Here is a 19,397-nt window from a genome sequence, read left to right as displayed (position 1 = left end):
GGGATATTCCGCTATTTGGAAAAATTACATGAAAGCTGTCGTTAAGGTCTTTGCACTTCTCTTTATAAGCATATTGGTTGCTGGCTGTGCCAGCGGCCCAGATCGGCCCGAAATGTCGGAGCGAGAAATCTACGAAGCTGCGCAAGGCTACCTGAAAAGCCAAAACTTTTCATTGGCCGTGGACAATTTACAGCTCTTAGAAAGCCGCTACCCCTTCGGCCCATACGCCGAACAAGCCCAGCTAGAGATTATTTACGCCTACTATCGCGGTGGCGACAACGAGGCGGCAGTGGCTGCGGCCGATCGCTTTGTGCGTCTGCACCCCCAACACCCGAAAGTGGACTACGCCTATTATATGCGTGGACTCGCCAACTACACCGAAGGTGAAGGCTTTTTGGAGCGGTTTATCCCCACGGATATGACGCAACGCGATCCGGGCTCAACTATTCAGTCGTTTGACGACTTCCGTCAGCTACTGCAACGCTTCCCAGACAGTGAATACGCCCCCGACGCCAAAGCGCGTATGGTGCAGCTGCGTAACCGCCTGGCCCGCTACGAAATTAATGTCGCCAACTACTACTTCAAGCGCAAGGCCTACCTTGCCGCCGCCAACCGTGGCCGCTACGTAATTGAAAATCTGCCGCAAACCCCTGCAATTCCAGACGCGTTAGCGGTTATGGTACAGGCATACTTACTGCTGGAAATGAATGATTTAGCTGACCAGTCACTGATGGTACTGCGCAAAAATTACCCAAACCACCCCTCGCTAGACGAAAATGGCAACTTTGTTAGCCAAGTCGGCATAGATCAAGAGGGCTCGCTCCTCAATAAAGCGACCCTGGGCTTGCTGGACCGCTATGAGCCACCAAAGTTCGATAATCGGGAAGAGACGGATTGAGGGAAAGTCAGACGCCTGACGGGAGATAGGAGACGTCTTTATTCGCTGCGCTCATATGGATACCTGCCTACGCAGGTATGACTCGACAAGTAAAATACCCAGTGAAGCTACAGCGTCGCCCCTGCGGAGGCAGGGGCCCATCCCAGCAACGAAGTGGCTTACGTTAAAATGGTCAAATTAACAATCACAGTGAAAACTTAGGCTCTGTTTCGCGTTTGCGTCTCCCATCTCCCGTCCAGCATTCCCGCTTTGCTCATATAGATAGCAGCCTACGCAGACATGACTTGGGGGTTAGGCCTCCCTAATATACATTAGTCACTCCTGCGGAGGCCGAGCACCGTCCCTGCGGAGGCAGGGATACATTTATCTACGAAGCAGGTATTGCGCGGTGGTTGGCCGTAGCATGGCGCCAAGACCGGTTTTGAGTTCAGCATCCAGCGAATCACCCAGCCGTCGCCGCCACATACTCTGCCAGCTTCGCCTCAGCCTCGTCGCCAAACAAAATATCACAGGCTTCGCGCAGGCCAGGTGCGTTGATAATGTCTTCTCTACGCACAACTAGGGCTATTTTTGAGCGACGGCGCAGGAAGTCGTCTAGCTTGGTAATCATTTCTCGTCGCGCCGCGTGCTCGATCTCACAGCGCAGGTATTCAGCATTTTCGATGAGTAGTTCCGCGCTGCTGGGGTCTTCGCGAATCATCTCAAGCATTTCAATGGCACTGCGGCCGTAGCGCCGCCACAGGCGCTGAGTCAGTGGCTCTGAAGAACTGGGGTTGGTTAAAGCGTCTAAATTCATTAGCATGGCTTGATGCAGGTATTCCCGCTTTACGCTGCGCCCCGGTTCCCCGTACCAGCGCTTATTGGCGTAAGGCACCTTTATCCCTAGGTCTGCCACTAATTCAGCAACTTCATCACCAACGTTTATACAGTCAGTGAGCTTGCCGCCAAATATACTGAGGTGTTGATCTTCCTTGTCGACATCAATAGCGTGTTTACGAGACAGCTTCACCCAATCGGCTACACCGTCTTCGCCGTTAAGTGCCAACGGTCGCACACCACAGCGCTCAGAAATAATATCGGCGAGGGTCAGCGACTTTTCCAGATTAAGCAGGGCGTTAACATTGTCCAAAACAAAATGCCGATCTGCGTCGGTCACAACAACTTCGGGGCTCTCAACTTGGGTATCGGTGGTGCCGATGCATGTTTTAGGTCCCATAGGAATAATAAAAAACAAGCGCCCATCGCTCGCAAAAAAGGTCAGTATGCGCTGACTCTCGGTGATGCGATCAACAATCAAGTGAATGCCTTTTGAGAATAAATGACGGTGCGCAGTGCGCTGTCCGCTCAGCTGATTATGTTTGTCGACATAGGGGCCACAGGCGTTTATCAGCACCTTAGTGCGAACAGAAAATTGCTCGTCACTGATATTATCTCGCACTTGGCAGTGCCAAACGCCGTCGCGCCGCTCAGCGCCCAGCGACTCAACGTAGTTCGCAACAATGCCGCCGTAATTGAGGCTAGTGCGCACAAAATTAAACACAAACCGCGCGTCATTGTCGTAAAGATAACAATCTGAGTATTCAAAACCGCCTTCGGCATTACTGGCATCGATCACCGTCTCGGCATTCGCCAGTGCTTTTCGGCTCATATAGCGCGGCGCGCGAGTCACAAAGCGACCAAAGAGCCAATACACTATCGTACCCAAGTAAACTAAAAACGCCGGAAAGCGAAAGCCTTTTTGAATAGTGGTGAGAAAACGAATTTCTTTAACCGTTGAAGGGTAGCTGCGCATCAGGTGATTGCGGCTGCGACAGAGCTTATTAACCAGAAAGTATTCGTGATTTTCTAAGTATTTAATGCCGCCCCACGCCAGATTCGACGAGTTAGAGCTGGTTAAACCCGCAAAGTCGCCTCGATCAATTAGCGCAACTTTCACCCCTTTGGCGGCCAGCGCGGCAGCCGACACTGCGCCATTGATTCCGCCACCAAGAATCAGAACATCGAAAGTCCCGCCCCGGAGCTTTCGTACATTGCTTGCCCGTAATTCCATGCTGCCCTAAGTCCGTTCACAAAATAAGAAGATATCGGGCGGCGCTAACCGCCGCCGGCCACTAGACCAACATGAGCGCGACTTAATCGCCGATGGGCCACTTCTGGGTAATCGGGTAGCGACGGTCGCGGCCAAAGCCACGCTCGGTAATACGCGTGCCTATTGGTGCCTGACGGCGTTTGTATTCATTGATATCGATTAAGCGCAAAATGCGGTAGACCATTTCGCGTTCAAAACCCGCCGCAATAATGGTCTCCGCACTCTCATCGTGCTCAATATAGCGTTCAATGACCTGATCGAGAATTTCGTAAGGCGGCAGACTGTCTTCATCTTTCTGGTCTGGTGCCAGCTCTGCAGACGGCGGCCGATCAATAACCCGCTGCGGAATTGCTGGCGAAAGGCTATTGCGGTAGCGGGCCAGTTCAAACACCCGAATTTTGGATACGTCTTTAAGTACATCAAAGCCGCCCGCCATATCGCCATATAAGGTGGAGTAGCCCACCGCCACTTCGCTCTTATTACCGGTAGTGAGTACCAGCGAACCCTTTTTGTTTGAGATCGCCATCAGCAGGACACCACGACAACGCGCCTGTAAATTTTCTTCGGTTTTGTCTGCACTTAAGCCGTCAAATTCGTCGCTCAGTGCGAGCATAAAGGCATCGTAGACCGACTCGATAGAGATCACCTGATAACGTACTTTGAGAATTGCTGCCTGGGCCTGAGCGTCTTCCATGCTCATTGACGCGGTATAGCGAAAAGGCATCATAACCGCTTCTACCCGATCTGCGCCTAAGGCATCCACCGCGATAGCCAAGGTGACCGCCGAATCGATACCCCCAGACAAGCCCAAAACCACACTCTTAAAGCCATTTTTATTCACGTAATCCCGCACACCTAGCACCAAGGTCTCGTAAATATCCTCAAGTACTGGGCGTAGATCGCTGACTTCACCTTGGTCAAAGCGCAGGCGGCGACCATCCCAGTTGGCGGTAACGCAATTAAGATACTCAATATAAGCCGGGCTGCGGGCAATCAATTCGCCCTCGGCCGAGACGACCATAGACGCGCCATCAAAGACCAACTCGTCCTGACCACCCACCAAATTGCAGTACACCACTGGCATACCGCCCTGCCACGCGCGCTGAGCCAACAGCGCCTCGCGCTCAATTTGCTTGCCGGCATGGAATGGCGAGGCGCTCAAGTTAAGCATTAATTTTGCGCCTTCGGCTTTGGCACCCGTGGTGGGGGCATCCTCCCAAACGTCTTCACAAATGCTGATCGCGGTGGGCACGCCGAAGATATCCATCACTAAGGTGTGCTTACCCTCTTTAAAATAGCGCTTTTCATCAAAAACCCGATAGTTTGGCAGGCACTGCTTATGGTATTCATTAACCAATTTACCGCCAAAAAACACGCCGGCGGCATTGTATAAACTACCGTCCAAAGACCGCGGATACCCCACTACAACATAGCAGCGGGGGGATTGGCTGGCAATTTTATGCAGCGCCCGCTCAATACGATGAACAAGGCTCTCGCGCAGCAGTAAATCCTCCGGCGGATAACCCGTAACAACGAGCTCGGGAAACAAGATTAACTGCGGGTCGTGACGAGAAACCGCCGTTTCAATAGTGGCAATAATTTTCTTGGTGTTGCCTTCGATGTCCCCTACAACGGGGTTGATCTGAGCAAGCACAATACGCAGTGAAGTCATTAAACGGTTTCCATCTACAAAACGGGGCTAAATTCGGCCTCTTCGAGGCAGGCCGTCCTCAACACTCAATTGGAATGCAATATTCTATCAAATAAGCGGGAGTGCATCCCCCACTATGGACGTATAAACTGAGACCGGAATTAGGGCGCCGCGACGCCCTACCAATTCCGCCGGGGTATTAGCATCGGTGTCGAGTGCCCCTAACATAGGTATATTATGACCATCGCCCAAGATCATATCCAGCAACGCGCAATCATGCGCGTATACGGCGCCTACCGCTTTGCGCTGGCTAGCGCCTTATTCGTGGCCTTAATGTTTGGCCCCGCTAAGTCGACCTTGGGCACCAGTGCACCCCAGCTATTTGCCGGTATTGCCTCGGCATATGCCATTTTTTCCCTAAGCTTATTATTGCGCCACTACTTAATCAAAGGCCACTACACCCCCACCCAGCTGTTTTTTGAGTTTTTTATCGATATTGGCGCGATCATGTTCATGAGCTATTGCTCAGGTAGCACTGACTCCGGACTCCCCTTGCTGCTCATCGTGTCAATCAGCGCCGCCAGTATCACCTTGCCCAGTCAACTCAGCTTAGCGATTGCCGCATTGGCAACCATCTCCGCACTTAGCGAAGTCGCGGCCCACACCCTCTATGAGCGAGTTGGCACCCAACAGTTTATTGTCGCCGGCATTACCGGCATGGCGTATTTCTCAGCCGCCATTGCCATCCGCTATCTCAGTGCGCGCATTGTCAAAACCCAGCAATTAGCAGAAAGGCGGCGCACCGACATCGAAACGCTCTCGGCAATCAACCAACGAATTGTGCAGCGCATGCAAACTGGCATCATCGTGATGTCACGCACCGGGCAAATTAAGCTCATAAATGACGCTGCTCAAGAATTATTAGATATTCGCCCAGCCAGTGGCGATCAAGATCAATACGCCCCCGCCGTACTCATTGAAATGACCAAGAACGCGATTAATGATTCGCAAATTATCAGTGCGGGGCCGCGCCGACTAGATCTACACGTAAACATGACTAACCTAGAGGCCCACAATCACAGTGACTGCCTGCTATACATTGAAAACATCAGTAAAATCACCCAGCGGGCACAAAACCTGAAACTAGCATCGCTGGGACGCTTCACCGCCAGTATCGCCCATGAAATTCGCAACCCCCTGAGCGCCATCAGTCATGCCGCGCAACTGCTCGCCGAAAGCCCAAACCTCGACGATAGCGACACCCGATTCGCCGAAATCATCCAAAATCATGCCATGAGAATGAATGACATTATTAAAAACATTCTTGAGCTTTCACGGGGCCGAACGCCGCAACCGGAGCGCTTCGCACTCGGCAACTGGCTGCAGACATTTAACGCTGATTGGCGGCCAACCGAACACAGCCAGTACAGTATTACTGTCGAAGTACTCGGTGAGACAGACATTGTCAATGTTGACCGCAGCCAGCTCAGCCAGATCATCTCTAACATTGCCGACAACGCAGTTCGGCACGGCGCGGCAAAACATGGCCGCGCGGCGTTAATTTTTCGTTGCAGTACTTTAGCCCGCTCTGGCGCCGTTATTTTGGATATCATTGACAATGGCAACGGCATTAAGCCTGAAGATGTAGATAAAATATTTGAGCCCTTTTTCACCACCCAGGCCCAGGGCAATGGCTTAGGGCTCTATTTGTGCCGGGAGCTGTGTTTGGCCAACCAAATTCATATTTATTATCGGCGCACCGCAGATCAGCAAAGTTGTTTTCGCTTACAATTCTCCCACCCTGATCGCGGCACCTTGCCGGACTAATTATTGTAGTATTATTGAGAGTGCAATTTGAAAGAGCGAACGAATATGCAGCAGTCCGTACTCATTATTGACGACGAACCAGATATTCGAGAATTACTCGAGATCACGATCAGTCGCATGGGCTTACATACGATTGCGGTAGGTAATGTTCGCGATGCGATTCAAGCCCTAAACCAAAATGAAAATATCAATCTCTGCTTAACTGACATTAAGCTCCCTGACGGTTCCGGGCTGGAAATTGTTCGTTACATTCAGCAACATACCATGTGTACTGCCGTGGCGGTACTCACCGCCTACGGCAGTACCGAGCTGGCAGTAGAAGCCTTAAAAGCGGGTGCCTTCGACTTTATTAACAAGCCCGTCTCGGTTGAGCAGCTGCGCAGCCTAGTCAAAACCGCTTTGAAATTAGACCGCCGCGAAACCCAAGTCGACGGCAGCAGCAACACCCGCTTGCTCGGCGAAACCCAAAGCATTGTCAATTTACGGGAGCAAATTTTAAAACTTTCTCGAAGTCAGGCGCCAGTTTACATCAGCGGTGAATCCGGTAGTGGTAAAGAGGTAGTCGCCCGCCTCATTCACGCAAATGGGCCGCGCAGCGACGCCCCCTTTGTACCGGTTAACTGCGGCGCCATTCCCAGCGAGTTAGTTGAGAGCGAATTTTTTGGTCATAGCAAGGGCAGTTTTACCGGCGCCTACGATCACAAAGAGGGTTTGTTTGAAGCGGCCAACGGCGGCACACTATTCCTCGACGAAGTCGCTGACCTCCCGCTGAATATGCAGGTTAAATTATTACGCGCCATCCAAGAAAAGGCGGTGCGCCGTATTGGTTCTACCCAAGAAATCCAGGTTGATGTGCGCATTCTTAGCGCCACTCACAGAGACCTTGCCAAGGCTGTAGCCGCCGAACACTTTCGCAGTGATTTGTTTTATCGTATTAATGTTATTGAAGTGCAAGTACCCAGCCTGCGGGATCGTGCCAGCGACATTCCCCTGCTTGCTAAATTCCTGTTAGAAAAAATTGGTCGTGAGTGGGGCGTCACCCCGCCGACCCTGGACAAGTCGGCATTAGCAAGCCTGTGCCTATACAGCTTTCCGGGTAATGTGCGCGAATTAGAAAATATTATCGAGCGCGCCGCTACCCTTTGCGAAAACAATACCATTACCGCCAGCGACTTATCGCTACCAAGTATTGCCCCCCAAGCGCTCAGCAACGCGTCCGCACCCGATCAAGGTAACCACTTTGCCGCCGCCAGCGGACAACTCGAGGCGTATATTGCCAGTATTGAAAAAGAGATCATTGCCGACGCCCTCGAAGCCAATCGCTGGAATAAAACCGAGTCAGCCAAAAACCTCGGGCTCACCTTTCGGCAATTTCGTTACAAGCTTAAAAAGTATCAACTCGATGAGAAGGGCTAAAACCGCCTCTTAGGAGCGGCAAGATAGCGTTTCTTGCCGCAGAGGCTACTCATTACTTATAGAAATAATACATACGCTTGCGACCGCTGCTTATCACCTTGCCGTTACTGGGCTTATAAATAGAATCGCCGTCGCCGCCCATAATAAAGAAGCGGATTTCGTCGTTCAAATTAACAAGACCGGAGATCGGGCTAGGCGGCAAACCGCCACCACTGTACTCCGTATGGGTGCGACTGCCAGTGAACAGATCAACTTTGTAAGCAAAAGCGCGGCCTAATCCACTTTTGCAGCTAGTGGAATCAGTTCGGGTATCTGGCTGATTTGTCGCAAAATACACGGTACCCGCTTCGGTCAGCGGTGCGTTAACACCTTTTTCACCCTCTGCCAGATCAAAATAATAGCCTTTGTAGTTTGTATCGCGGCCGTCAAAGACATAGCGTTTAGTATTTGTGCTCGAACAAGCAACAGCCGCATTATCGGTAGCTGAGGCCTCGTAGCCGCCATTAACTGAATCAAAGCAATTGGCACTGACATCTGATTGATTCAGCAAATCACCATTGGCGATCGCAGTGGTACTACCCATCGACGAACCAGTATTGCGATCTATCAGCATATAGAAGCGGTTTTGCACGTTCTGCGCCGTTCCCGCTGTTGTTGAACTGGTATATAAGGGGTGTTCACGGTCACCGCTAACGGCAACCACCAAATCGTGATGACGGGTGGGAATGATATCCACGCCATACAAGAACTTGCGCTTACCGTTGCCCGAACTGGCTAATTCGGCAAATTTACTGATCGCAATTTCCGAGACAGCCACACTATTACCGGTAGCGGTATAGGAATCGGATTTATCTAAATCAATGCGCCAAATATTGCCGCCGACATCACTCGCATACAGCCGGTCGGTATAGCCATCGCCGCGCCGATCTAGGAGGGTAATATCAGCAGCGAAAGCACTAGTAAGACCCGTATTAGCATCACACGACCCTGCAACACCCTCAGTAGTCACGCTCGCGTAATGACTGCTGCCAATACCTGCACAGCTATACAGCGACGCCCAGATAATCTTACCGGTGATACCGTCGAGAATAACTACTCCGCGCCCCATGGTGTCTGCTGCAACGACCGGATCGGCATCTTGCTCTGGAGAGTAACCGGCACCAAAAATCAAGACCGGGCGATCGCGACCACCTATTTTCGTTACCTTGGGCTGCGACCAGGTATAGCCAAGCTCATTAATAATCGTGTTATCCAGCTTCCACATTAACGACGGGGCAAAGGGGTTGCTCACATTCATGGCATACATGAATCGGCCGCCACGACGAGAGCTCAAATACAAGTATCTATCACCCGAGGTTGCACTTGTGTCCCTATCGTCTTGAAAAAACGTGGTAGTGCCATCAAAGAAATATTTACGTCGCTCCGCGGCTGAGCTTTCGGGGGTATCGGGAAAGCGGATTGCCGGATCGTCGCGAAATAAGCGGGGAAATTGATCTAAAAAATCCTTAGCAACAAAACTCCACAGCTCGCCGCCAGGACGAACTGACACCCCCGCACCATTGCTCATTACCGCCGTTTGATTACCGTTAATCGCGCGGAAATGGCCATCATTAGCGCCGTAGTAAACCACCACGCCAGTACCACTGCCGTAGTTTACCACTGCAGGTCTGGAGTGCAGAACGTCGCCATGTACTGAACCGCGAATAGAAATAGGGCAATTGGAATCTCGGGAGCCCTGCGGGCACGGGCCTGTCATGGCCTCATTACCAGCAATATCATCGCCACGAACCCAGTTAATTAAATTTTCTGCCGTTAAGGTATCGCCACTAGTGCCACAGTTTACTGACGCTGCCGACGTAAATACCCACGTCTCCAACCTCCCTGTGAAATTATCGCTATCAACGTAGGTTCCATCACTCAGCACCACCGAACCGGTGACACCAGCACTGTTATACACTCCGGCGGTGTCCCCAGTGATTTGGCAGTCATCTAAGGTTTTTTGAGCATTTGTTGTGCCTGATGATATGCCGTGGCCACTCTGATTAACTTTAATCAACTTACTTACTTTAGTAATGGGCTTGCCGGTAAAAGTAAAATCTCCTTCAATTTTATTACTACCCGAAAACTCCAAAGTAAAGCTATCAGCACCGCTAGCAGTAAGACTACAGGGGCTTGAACTACAGCTTGCGCCACCTGGGATATCGCTATCGAGTAAAACCCCATCATTGCTTGTGTCAAAATCAAAGGCACTGCCATTGGTCATTACAATATCGGTTAAGTTATATACACAACTTGAGGTACCCTTATCTTTAGTACATGAAACACTACCATTTACAGTACCTCGTGCACCCGCAATAATAGACGAGCTACTGTTGCTACTCGACGCGGACAACTGCGTAGTAAAATAGTCTGTTAAAGCAGAATTACTGGTATCGAAATTTACCAAGCCACTCGCGCCGCAACTCCCTGAGGGGCATTTATTAGTGTACACCCGCCTCGCACCACTATTTGTTAAATAATCTACCCGCAGCATTTGTGCTGCACCGCCCTTCTGGACTAAATCACCGTCGGGTGCATCCAGTGATCCGCCATCACCTTCGGGACTATTATTCCAAAAGCCCTCCGGCGATACTGGCCAATCCTCCGAATTACTTGGCGTATTCGTAGTCCAAAAACTTAATGCATCATCAACTAAGCCACCCGTTACCGAGTTAACAATAGAATTGGAGCCGGTAGTGGTGTCATCAGCATCAGTCAATACAATCGAACCGGCGTCATTTACACCAAACTGGAACTGTTTAACATTACCGACCCAACGTGGGCCGCCGGAGGGGTCTGGGCGAAACATGGCGATGTAAATTTGGTTTTCATAGGTGCCCTGAGTGTTAGCGCTAACTGGCAATGTCGCTGAAGAAAAGACGCTGTTTACATCTTGGACTTCGTCAAAAATTTCCAACAATATACTAGTCAAGGCATCCGCTTCGGTGCTCTTTACGAGGAAGGAGTCACCACCACCAACTGCAGCCATATCCTGATAGAAGGCTATTTCATCTGCGGTTTGACTAACGAAATCCTCACCATAAACCGCGATTGTATAGGTTGTAACATTACGGTCAGATTGACTACTCGCATCAACATCGGCGTAGCGCATAAACCGCGCCCATTCGTCGCCCCAATACTTATCCGCAGGGCTTAAATTAAAACCATTGCCATTGCGAATGGTGGCAAACTCATCATATTTATTACTGCCCGGGCTGTAAAATTTTGCTATTTCATTTTCCAGTACGGTGCCGGGGTTATCATTACCATCTTTAACACTGGCATTGGATGCGACTGCATTGCCGATGTAAATCATAACCGCATTACTGCAGTTAGTTGAAGAACTTGCCAAAGTAGAATAATTCACTCCCGAGCAGGAATCTGGCAAACCGTTTAACGCGGCCCAAACTTCTGCAACAGTTTCACCTAATTTACTTTGGTTCCCAGGAACCGCAGTTAAACCCTTCATTGTATTTATAAAGCTATCAAGCCCCGCGACGTCTAAAACACGGGGTTCTACCATCAAATAACCGCAACTGCCCCCACCCACACCAGTTTGGTTATCATTAAACGTCATCAAACCGACGTTTAAGGTGCCATGCAAGTTCGGATTATTTCGAATAGTTTGCAATGCATTTACGATCGCACACTGTTCCATTCCGCCGACGGTTGTTGCGCCTAAAGAAGGCGCTTCTGAGGTAGCATTTCCATTACTGTCAATATATCTACAATTATGTACGGCATTGGCGCTGATATTGGCGCTGGTATGCCAAGTCAACATTACTGTAGCAGGATCTACCGAGGCACTGCTGCCGACAAACAAATCAATGTCTTCAGCCATTAATGTTGCCGAAGCTAGCGCGCAGCCAAGTGCGGCCAGGGTATTTTTACACCATTTTATCGGCTTTATATTCATGATAAATCAACTCCAAAACGCGCTGAATGTGGCTTGTCGCTTAACGGCATGTTGTACCCTCACCCGCTCGTAAATAGACGCCCTGATGCATTTCTAGTGCGGCACCCGTCACCGAGTCATTTACCCTAGCAAGCGTGTCCCAGGTCATTTTTACGCAACCAGACTTATTTATTGCTGCGGTGCCGGTGGTATCGCTAAAAATATTGCCACCGACCACTTGCACTGACTTAAAGCAATCACGATCTTTGACATTACGCTCATTCAATTCCGAGCGCATTACCGGTGCCGACCGCAAACAGGTTGGCGGCGGCACTGTGCCCGCCATATCGACAAGTCCGTCACCATTAAAATCGATATCAATAACACTTGGCCCAACAGGTAAAGGAAGTGCGAAATTATTTGGATTACTGACGTAGGTTTCCAGCGCGTGGCGAGCAGCTAATTTCGCCTCCATGCGATATTGCTGATTACCGGCTATTTTGAAATTGATATTACTGCCACCGATCATGCTCACGACGATCACGCTGAATACCCCGAGCATTATTAGCACCACGATCAGCACGACACCGCGCTGGGCTTTATCGCTAGCGATTGTGTTATTCACCTTCACGCACTCCCCCAACATTGGGCACACTAATCACCGAGGAGTAGACTTGGCGCTTATACCCATCACTAAAAGGCCCGCTGCGGCTGCCTCGCCCCATATCGTAGGTTTTAGCGGCATCGCCGCCACCGGCGGTTGCCCCCCGCACCAGCAAATGCACTCTTACTGAAACAACATTTGCCCAATTCTTCCAATCGTCCACTTCCCAAGTGCCTGCGCACGCTGTCGGCGCCGTATCTACGCGAGGGTCGTTGACGTAACAATCTGGACTGCCGTTTAAATCTAGATCCATGCCATAGGAAAAATGAATATCTTCTACGCCAGCCACCAACGCCTTGGTGCTCAGAACGCCGCCGCTGAATTCGTGCATTTTTAACGTCGGCCTTCCATCACCGTTCCCACCACCACTGCAGTCTTCACAGGGACTAATAAAATAACTGCGCACTACATAGGGCCAAGCAACCGCCAAGGTACTACAGTCTTTAACTTGTAAGCTTAAGTCGTTTTTGGCAGCAGACAACACAAAGGGCAAGCCCGCGTCACAATCTGCAATTTGTAAATAAGGAATATTGGTGCTGGTAATAGTACTGACATCAATATGCGTGGGCTCGACACGATGCACAACCAAGGCTTCAGAATCGCTCACCGCCTCAGTTGCAAAGCAGCTTGGCAAGGTGCTCGTTGCCGGGTAGCCCACCAGGGGCGCAGGCATCTGTAACGGCGACGCAGCAAAGCCAAGATCAGATAGATTGGTGGCATTAGCGCAGGGGTCTGGCAGCGTATACGTCGCCACGCCCACGCCAGGATGATACATGCCGTAAAACCCGGCCAACGCAATATCCTCGCTCAATAACTGCAGCGCATAACGACCATTTTCAATTTGATCTGAGGTATTGGCTAAGGCGGAGCGTGTTGAACTCACCGACGCCATAAGGCTAATAATGCCCAGCAACATAAAAGCGCCTAAACCAAGCGAAATCAAGATTTCAACTAAGGACATGCCCTGCTGTTTAGCCAGTAGCCTGGCGCGTTTCGCCATCATGACAGCCACCCTATACGCACAATAGAACTCACTATTCGTCGTTGTTTTTCATCACCAAAAGCATTAAGACCACAGGTATTATCGGCGGGCGGGGCCACCGTTTTATTCATGCCCTGCCACGCGACGGTGATGCGGTAGGTACGCTCGGCGGCACTCACTTGCACAATGCAGCCCCTGGCGCCAACCATTGCGCCACTGTTATTACTGCCCGATTGCTCAGACACACCATTCAAGGCATTATTCCATGCCGTAAGATCGGCGGTGACCATGGCTTTTTCTGTCGCAGAGCCACTGGTGCAATCGGTAAACGTCGACACACCATAGCCTAACGTGGCCCCCGTGCTTCCGTAGGAATAGCACTCGACCACCCCGCGATTCGCGTTCAGTCGGTCGGTCATATCTTGCAGTAAGTTCAGTGCCTGTAAGCGCTGATAGGCCTCGACCTCTTGCTGAACGGTACGCACCATTAAACCCGCGGCACCCATTACCCCTACCAATAGCACCACCAGCGCCACCAGCACCTCGATAAGCGTAAAACCACGCGCCTTACGCACTGCCGCTACGCTATTCATTAACAGTTCCCCGGTTCACTGCTGGGCTTACCGCTTAAGGAAATCGACACACATTTGCTGCGACTCGCGGTTCCCGAGCTGGGTGCTAAGGTAAATTCGGCGGCGACACTGGCGCGGCCGTTGCTGCCATAAACAACGCTTGTTACCCCACTGCTCACCGTAATTCCGCCAACACCATCGATCGTCCGCAATACCGTAGTTCCGGCGCTAACTGTCCAGCCATTGGACCAGCCACCGGCCGCTTGCGCTACCGTTACGTCAGTATTTCGGGTTACCGCTTCACTACGCGCTAAATTTATTGCACCAATTAAATCATTGCTGGCGCTGCGTAGCCGCTGATTCTCCATAAAAACATTAAAGGACGGCGCGGCAATCGATGCCAATATCGCAACAATTGCCAAGGTGACCATTAGCTCGAGCAGTGTATAACCGCGCTTTAAATTCAATTCCAGCATCGGCTTGCTCCGCTGGCGTGACCTTTCTCACCCTGACTATTTAAGGTCAGGGTGCCACAGCTATCGCCGCTTTGTGCGCCGCTCGATTTAGGTGTCGCAGTGATGGTGTAACTCGGCGGCGCAGTTGTGTTATCGCCCGCCGTCGTAACGGAGTAATTAGTGGAAACTTCGCTAGGCGGGGTTGCGCCTAGCGCCGTCATATCTGCAGCGTAAGCGCGGGCATCTAGAAAGCGGCGCTCTTGCAAACTCGCTACTTCCAGGAGGTAACTCGTTGCCGCCGAACGATTCGCGCGCTCAACATAATCGCGATAAGAAGGCATGGCAATCATCGAAATGATCGCAATAATCGCGACGGTGACCATTAGCTCAATCAACGTGAAGCCGCGTTGCCGGGCAGAAACATTCATGAGAAAAAGCATCCTGTAAATTGGGCATTTACAGGCTAAACCGCCGCCAGCGCAATGTCAGGCTGATTCCGACAACTGGTCGATTTTCAACGACCAGCGGCAGGCAGCAAGGCTATTTTGTGTCGTTAGGTGGAATAGCGCTGGCAGAGAAGCTCTGCTTAGCGCCGCCAGCAGTCGGCAACCGTTTTACTCGAACCAGATGGCTTATCCAGTAAGGCCAATTGCCCAGTTTCATTTAACGTAAAGTTACCGCAGGCGTCACCCACCATGGGGCCGCTGCGGGTTGCCTTAAGGGTAAAGGTATTATTCGCGGCAGCGGTTGCGGCTATAGTGTAAAACGCCGTACCACTGTCGGGCACCCTAGCCACAAAAACAGCCGGAAGCGTGGTGCCCCCAGAGGCTGTTGTATAGCGGCCATTGGCCGAGTAATAGCGCTCTAGGGCCTGAGCACTGCTAAAGAGCGCATTAGTCGCTTCGTTACGCCGTGACTTAGCAATTTGCTCTTGATAACTGGGATAGGCAATTGAAGCCAATATCCCAATTATCGCAACAGTGATCATCAACTCTACTAAAGTAAAACCCAAACTCCGTTTCACACATTTACTCCTCATTGAAACTGCCGCCAAGACTGCCTACCTAATAGCTCACCTTCACCCGCAGACTCAGTGACCACACCGATTGTACCGCTGCTACCAGAGGTATATTTATATTCAAGGTCGCCAGCGCCAATAATGCCCGGCGTTTTTATCATTTCGTCACTGCCACGGCCGCTGATGGGGTAGTACTTACCTTCAAACAAGATTTGATCTAGCTCATCAACCTTGCCATCGGCATTTACATCTAAGGCCGGGCTACTCAAACGCCCCCCATTGTTCGCATCAAGCTCCATTAACCAGCTCCGGCCACCGTAACCACAGGCATCGCTATTCGGAATAATGCTAGTAAATATAATACGGCCATTTCGCAGTATTGGCTTTGATACCGCGCGTTCACCATTTGCGATCCCAGATGGCGCCAATAGCCGCAGATGCCAACCATATACTGGGGCGCTGGTCGCACTATTATTGCTAACCAAGCGCACCGGGAAGGCACTACTGCTGCCGTCAGTAAGCGTTCCAGTATTTTCGTAAACCACGGTTTGGGTAACTAAATCGCTACGATTAAGCACTCTTGCACCGACATCTCTTATGCCGTAAAAATCTTGTATCTGTGGGCTGCTGCTCACGACGGCATCGGCATATTCAAAGTATTTACCCGTTCCAAAATACACCATGTAACCACTTTCTTTGTGAGACCCAACCGTGGGTCGTACCGTAATGGGCTGCGCAAGGCCATTATTATCCACGGCCTGAAAGAGTGGTTTTGGAACACTGCCGTCTTTAAACGCAACATCCCATGTTGCAATTGAATTACCAGTAAAATCAAACTTCCACAGATTACCTTTTAAATCACCTGCATAAACATAGTCAGTTATGCGGTCGCTATCAACATCGACGGGGACCGGTGTACCCAGCCCATTACCGACACCACTAACACCGGTATCGATTGCTTTCAATACAGCGCCTGTCGCCAGGTCGACGACAAATAACTTCACATTGTCTCCAGAGGCGTAGCCATTGCCAAAAATGGCTACCCATTTATCACCAGCGTCCACGCGCGCAATTACCGGCTCGCTCATGGCAACACCAAGCTTGTCGGTATCTAACAACGATGTCGCTTTTTCCCACAGGAAATTGCTCTTGGTTAAGGAGGCCGGGTCGGTAACATCGATGGCAAACACCGACTTGCCACCCGCACCCATAGACCCAACCAACACGGTTCGCCACTGCCCGTTAATATAGGCATCGCTCGCCCGCGGCGAACCATCTACTGTGTAGCTGTGCACATAAGCAGGGTCGGTTAACGCCGCTAATTTCGGAAAGCTTGCCACTGGCAAGTAGGCGAATTTTTCCTTGCCCGTCAGCGCGTCAAAGCCATGGAGCATGCCATCGTTAGCACCAACATAAATCATTGATGTGCGAGATTTCTTCGCATTCAAAAAGGTTTTATAACTACTGCCTTCAGTGCCGCTCAGAACCCCAAAACCATAGTCCGCTAAATTATCGACAAAATAGGGATCTGAGTTAATGATATCGCCCAATGGCGTGGAGCGCTGGCGCATGGTAATGCCTTCCTTGCTCTTGTCTCCACGCAGCCACGCCAGCCGATCTAATGCGGTCGTTGGCGAGCCACCGGCAAGCAACGCCGCCTGTAAACTTAAGGAAAGCGCATTATAATTACTTCCCGTAAAGCTAATAGCCGACGTCACTAAAGTACCTGGCGCGCCCAAGCCAACAACAATATTACGCGTGGCGGCACTGGCAATACTGTTGTTATTGGAATCCCAAGCCACCCCTTTCAAACTGCCGTCAGAATTTAAATTGTAGGCGACAATCCGACCAGCCCAATCCAAACTATTAAAACTCGCCTGGTACACCAACGTGCCTGAGTCCAAGCGTGTTGAGTTAGAGGCTATTGACGACGCCGACGATTTACTTTGGCTAGCAATGGTGTCCAGTACGCCAGACAAGTCGTTGGCAAATTTAGCAGGCTCTGCCGCGCTAAAGAATCCGCCGCGACTGTTCACACCAGCATGCAATAAATCATCAATTTTGTGGGCGTCGGCACTGGTTGGATTTGGCCAATCGATATTGGCGCCACTCTTTATTGCGGCAAATGCCGTCGCAGGATCAATCGTACCGGCCACCCCCAAGCCGACACCAAAGGTAACCATATGCTGCCAAAAGGCTGGGTTATCTTTCGTCTCCGCAAGCGTGTTGGGCATATCGCTGCGTAAATCATTTTTCCAGTAATACATTGCCACATCCGCGAGGGTGTCGCTGCGACTGTCTTTAAACGGCGAAACCGCTTTGTACTGATAGCTTTGCCCCGCAGACCCGGTATGGGTCGGATTATCCGTGCCATCGTTATTATTACCGCCAGCGCCAGACACCGAACTTCCAGACCAATAGCCGTCCGTCATTAATACCGTGTAATTGCGCCGACAAGACAACTGAGTACTCGTGTCATTCGTGCCAGGGGTAGTACCCCAAGGTCCTTTATTATCGGTACGTTTATAGTAAGTGCCGACAGCATCAATAGCACGCCGCAAAGGCGTACCTGCGTTGGGAATATCACGACCATATAGTGCGTCATAAAACGCATCTCGATCACTGCCCTCAAACTTCCGCACGCCTTTAACAACAACCTCAGAGTTCACCCCATCTACCGTAGTACTGGACTGATTTATACTACCGAAGCCAATCCGTAATCCGCTGCTTTGGCTAACAAAGGCAAAGCCAGAGCCCGCTCTCGCCATTGATACTCGCGAACGATAATAGGTATACCAGTTAGCGAAGTTTTGAATTTCCTCAGCGTAAGTACACACCCCCAGTGAAGCCGCGACACAGTCGTCACGCTTTTCCCGGCCGTGACCAGTGAAGGTTTGACCCGATCTAATTTGCTTCCGCTCGTAACTTGCCCAATTCCAATAACTGCCGCTGCCCTTGTACCAAAAATAGGTTGCCGGCCAAAATGTTTTAATACTATTGGTACTGGTGCAGCTATTATCACTTTTGCAACTAAACCAATAATTACTATTGTAATTGCTATTATCGACCGTCAAATTTCGACAAAACGCGGCATCTGGTAACAGCGTCGTGCGCGTTGGATTATGCAGTGCGCACACCGGATTTGCATTTGGGTAGCTACTATTATCCGATTTTACCCATGGATAATAAGTGGAGGACGGATTGTAATACAGACTATTAATTTGCGGTGAACGCGAGCGCGCATTATAAGGATCGTTATCGTCAACGGTAGGCACATAATTGGAATAATCACTACCGCCGTAAATTCCGTTTGCACGAGGGAATATATAGCGACTACTCCCGGCGATGATATCATCAGGCATTAATTCGAACTGCATTGAGCCCGAGTCATCGAGCACATACATTACATTGGGCGGTATCGCTTGAGTCAAAAACAAAGGGGCCTGGGCTATACCCTCTAAGCTCGTAGCCACGGGATCGGTACAACCCAATTTTTTACCTTCAACCGTTACCTTGGCAATACACGTATAGGAGAAGTCCTTGTCATTCAGTACCGTTAATATATTACCGCTGGTACGAAACGCTGAACTTGGGCAGCTACTCGCATTACCGTTTTTTAAAACATAGCTTACGACTCGGTCAATACTGGAAAGTGTCGAGTAAACATAACTGTCGTTACTATTATTCTTACCAATATCAGCAATGGAGGTTTCTGTCACGGTGCAAGACACTTGCGCTGACGCGGGTAGCGAAAGGCCCGCAGCCATCACAAACACGACCGCAAGCAAGCCTATTTTTTTGCCTACGCTTGGTGCATATTTACTTTGCTGTTGCATGAGCTTTCCCCTACGCCTATTGCGCGCTGTGATCTTTGTGTAAAGCCGACAATGG

13 protein-coding genes are annotated in these 19,397 nt (G+C 50.6%); 3 read left to right on the top strand and 10 right to left on the bottom strand.

From position 1 onward, the window contains the following. The first annotated feature begins 28 nt into the window (after positions 1 to 28). A complete protein-coding gene (locus ABYP33_RS02895; RefSeq protein WP_373088189.1) occupies positions 29 to 898 on the top strand; it encodes an outer membrane protein assembly factor BamD in 870 nt (289 codons plus the stop codon). A 442-nt stretch (positions 899 to 1,340) separates the two neighbouring features. On the opposite strand, the gene ABYP33_RS02890 is transcribed toward ABYP33_RS02895, so the two are convergent. Both ABYP33_RS02890 and ABYP33_RS02885 read right to left on the bottom strand, forming a co-directional pair. Continuing rightward, the gene (locus tag ABYP33_RS02890; RefSeq protein WP_373088182.1) at positions 1,341 to 2,948 is read right to left on the bottom strand and encodes a glycerol-3-phosphate dehydrogenase/oxidase; all 1,608 of its coding nucleotides are present in this window, start codon (positions 2,946 to 2,948) and stop codon (positions 1,341 to 1,343) included. 82 nt (positions 2,949 to 3,030) lie between these two features. Then, positions 3,031 to 4,659: an NAD+ synthase gene (locus ABYP33_RS02885; RefSeq protein WP_373088180.1), complete on the bottom strand. Its 1,629-nt coding sequence runs from the start codon at positions 4,657 to 4,659 to the stop codon at positions 3,031 to 3,033. A gap of 216 nt (positions 4,660 to 4,875) precedes the next feature. On the opposite strand from ABYP33_RS02885, the gene ABYP33_RS02880 reads away from it, so the two are divergent. Both ABYP33_RS02880 and ABYP33_RS02875 read left to right on the top strand, forming a co-directional pair. Beyond that, entirely contained in the window at positions 4,876 to 6,465 is a 1,590-nt protein-coding gene (locus ABYP33_RS02880; RefSeq protein WP_373088177.1) for a PAS domain-containing sensor histidine kinase, read from the top strand. A 45-nt stretch (positions 6,466 to 6,510) separates the two neighbouring features. Further along, positions 6,511 to 7,881 carry a sigma-54-dependent transcriptional regulator gene (locus ABYP33_RS02875; protein ID WP_373088208.1) on the top strand — a complete coding sequence of 457 codons (1,371 nt, stop codon included), beginning with the start codon at positions 6,511 to 6,513 and terminating at the stop codon, positions 7,879 to 7,881. A gap of 52 nt (positions 7,882 to 7,933) precedes the next feature. Here the strand turns inward: ABYP33_RS02875 and ABYP33_RS02870 are convergent, their stop codons facing one another. The 8 genes from ABYP33_RS02870 to ABYP33_RS02835 form a co-directional block, all read right to left on the bottom strand. Then, a complete protein-coding gene (locus ABYP33_RS02870; protein WP_373088175.1) occupies positions 7,934 to 11,836 on the bottom strand; it encodes a pilus assembly protein in 3,903 nt (1,300 codons plus the stop codon). A gap of 40 nt (positions 11,837 to 11,876) precedes the next feature. After that, positions 11,877 to 12,440, bottom strand: coding sequence for a hypothetical protein (locus ABYP33_RS02865; RefSeq protein ID WP_373088173.1), 564 nt, complete (start codon positions 12,438 to 12,440; stop codon positions 11,877 to 11,879). Beyond that, positions 12,433 to 13,482, bottom strand: coding sequence for a PilW family protein (locus ABYP33_RS02860; RefSeq protein WP_373088170.1), 1,050 nt, complete (start codon positions 13,480 to 13,482; stop codon positions 12,433 to 12,435). Before ABYP33_RS02860 ends, ABYP33_RS02865 begins: the two co-directional genes overlap by 8 nt. Beyond that, positions 13,479 to 14,054, bottom strand: coding sequence for a type IV pilus modification protein PilV (gene pilV / locus ABYP33_RS02855; protein ID WP_373088168.1), 576 nt, complete (start codon positions 14,052 to 14,054; stop codon positions 13,479 to 13,481). Before pilV ends, ABYP33_RS02860 begins: the two co-directional genes overlap by 4 nt. Further along, a complete protein-coding gene (locus ABYP33_RS02850) occupies positions 14,054 to 14,509 on the bottom strand; it encodes a GspH/FimT family pseudopilin (protein ID WP_373088166.1) in 456 nt (151 codons plus the stop codon). Before ABYP33_RS02850 ends, pilV begins: the two co-directional genes overlap by 1 nt. After that, positions 14,497 to 14,916, bottom strand: a complete 420-nt coding sequence (locus ABYP33_RS02845; RefSeq protein ID WP_373088164.1) for a type IV pilin protein — start codon at positions 14,914 to 14,916, stop codon at positions 14,497 to 14,499. The genes ABYP33_RS02850 and ABYP33_RS02845 overlap by 13 nt, the downstream gene beginning before the upstream one ends. Before the next feature lie 158 nt (positions 14,917 to 15,074). Further along, on the bottom strand, positions 15,075 to 15,512 hold the full coding sequence (locus tag ABYP33_RS02840; protein WP_373088162.1) for a type IV pilin protein: 438 nt from the start codon (positions 15,510 to 15,512) through the stop codon (positions 15,075 to 15,077). 11 nt (positions 15,513 to 15,523) lie between these two features. Further along, positions 15,524 to 19,342, bottom strand: coding sequence for a pilus assembly protein (locus ABYP33_RS02835; RefSeq protein ID WP_373088160.1), 3,819 nt, complete (start codon positions 19,340 to 19,342; stop codon positions 15,524 to 15,526). Positions 19,343 to 19,397 lie beyond the last annotated feature (55 nt).

Origin of the sequence: Zhongshania sp., assembly GCF_041584495.1 — a bacterium.
Lineage (GTDB): Bacteria > Pseudomonadota > Gammaproteobacteria > Pseudomonadales > Spongiibacteraceae > Spongiibacter.
Note: the sequence above shows the minus strand (reverse complement) of the source record. Positions and strands in the feature narration are given on the sequence as shown.

What these genes read in the sequence shown, in the direction of transcription:
- ABYP33_RS02885 (WP_373088180.1), bottom strand. Translation starts at nt 4,659, where the DNA reads ATGACTTCACTGCGTATTGTGCTTGCTCAGATCAACCCCGTTGTAGGG.
- ABYP33_RS02835 (WP_373088160.1), bottom strand. Translation starts at nt 19,342, where the DNA reads ATGCAACAGCAAAGTAAATATGCACCAAGCGTAGGCAAAAAAATAGGC.
- ABYP33_RS02895 (WP_373088189.1), top strand. Translation starts at nt 29, where the DNA reads ATGAAAGCTGTCGTTAAGGTCTTTGCACTTCTCTTTATAAGCATATTG.
- ABYP33_RS02860 (WP_373088170.1), bottom strand. Translation starts at nt 13,482, where the DNA reads ATGATGGCGAAACGCGCCAGGCTACTGGCTAAACAGCAGGGCATGTCC.
- ABYP33_RS02850 (WP_373088166.1), bottom strand. Translation starts at nt 14,509, where the DNA reads ATGCTGGAATTGAATTTAAAGCGCGGTTATACACTGCTCGAGCTAATG.
- ABYP33_RS02890 (WP_373088182.1), bottom strand. Translation starts at nt 2,948, where the DNA reads ATGGAATTACGGGCAAGCAATGTACGAAAGCTCCGGGGCGGGACTTTC.
- ABYP33_RS02870 (WP_373088175.1), bottom strand. Translation starts at nt 11,836, where the DNA reads ATGAATATAAAGCCGATAAAATGGTGTAAAAATACCCTGGCCGCACTT.
- pilV (WP_373088168.1), bottom strand. Translation starts at nt 14,054, where the DNA reads ATGAATAGCGTAGCGGCAGTGCGTAAGGCGCGTGGTTTTACGCTTATC.
- ABYP33_RS02875 (WP_373088208.1), top strand. Translation starts at nt 6,511, where the DNA reads ATGCAGCAGTCCGTACTCATTATTGACGACGAACCAGATATTCGAGAA.
- ABYP33_RS02845 (WP_373088164.1), bottom strand. Translation starts at nt 14,916, where the DNA reads ATGAATGTTTCTGCCCGGCAACGCGGCTTCACGTTGATTGAGCTAATG.
- ABYP33_RS02880 (WP_373088177.1), top strand. Translation starts at nt 4,876, where the DNA reads ATGACCATCGCCCAAGATCATATCCAGCAACGCGCAATCATGCGCGTA.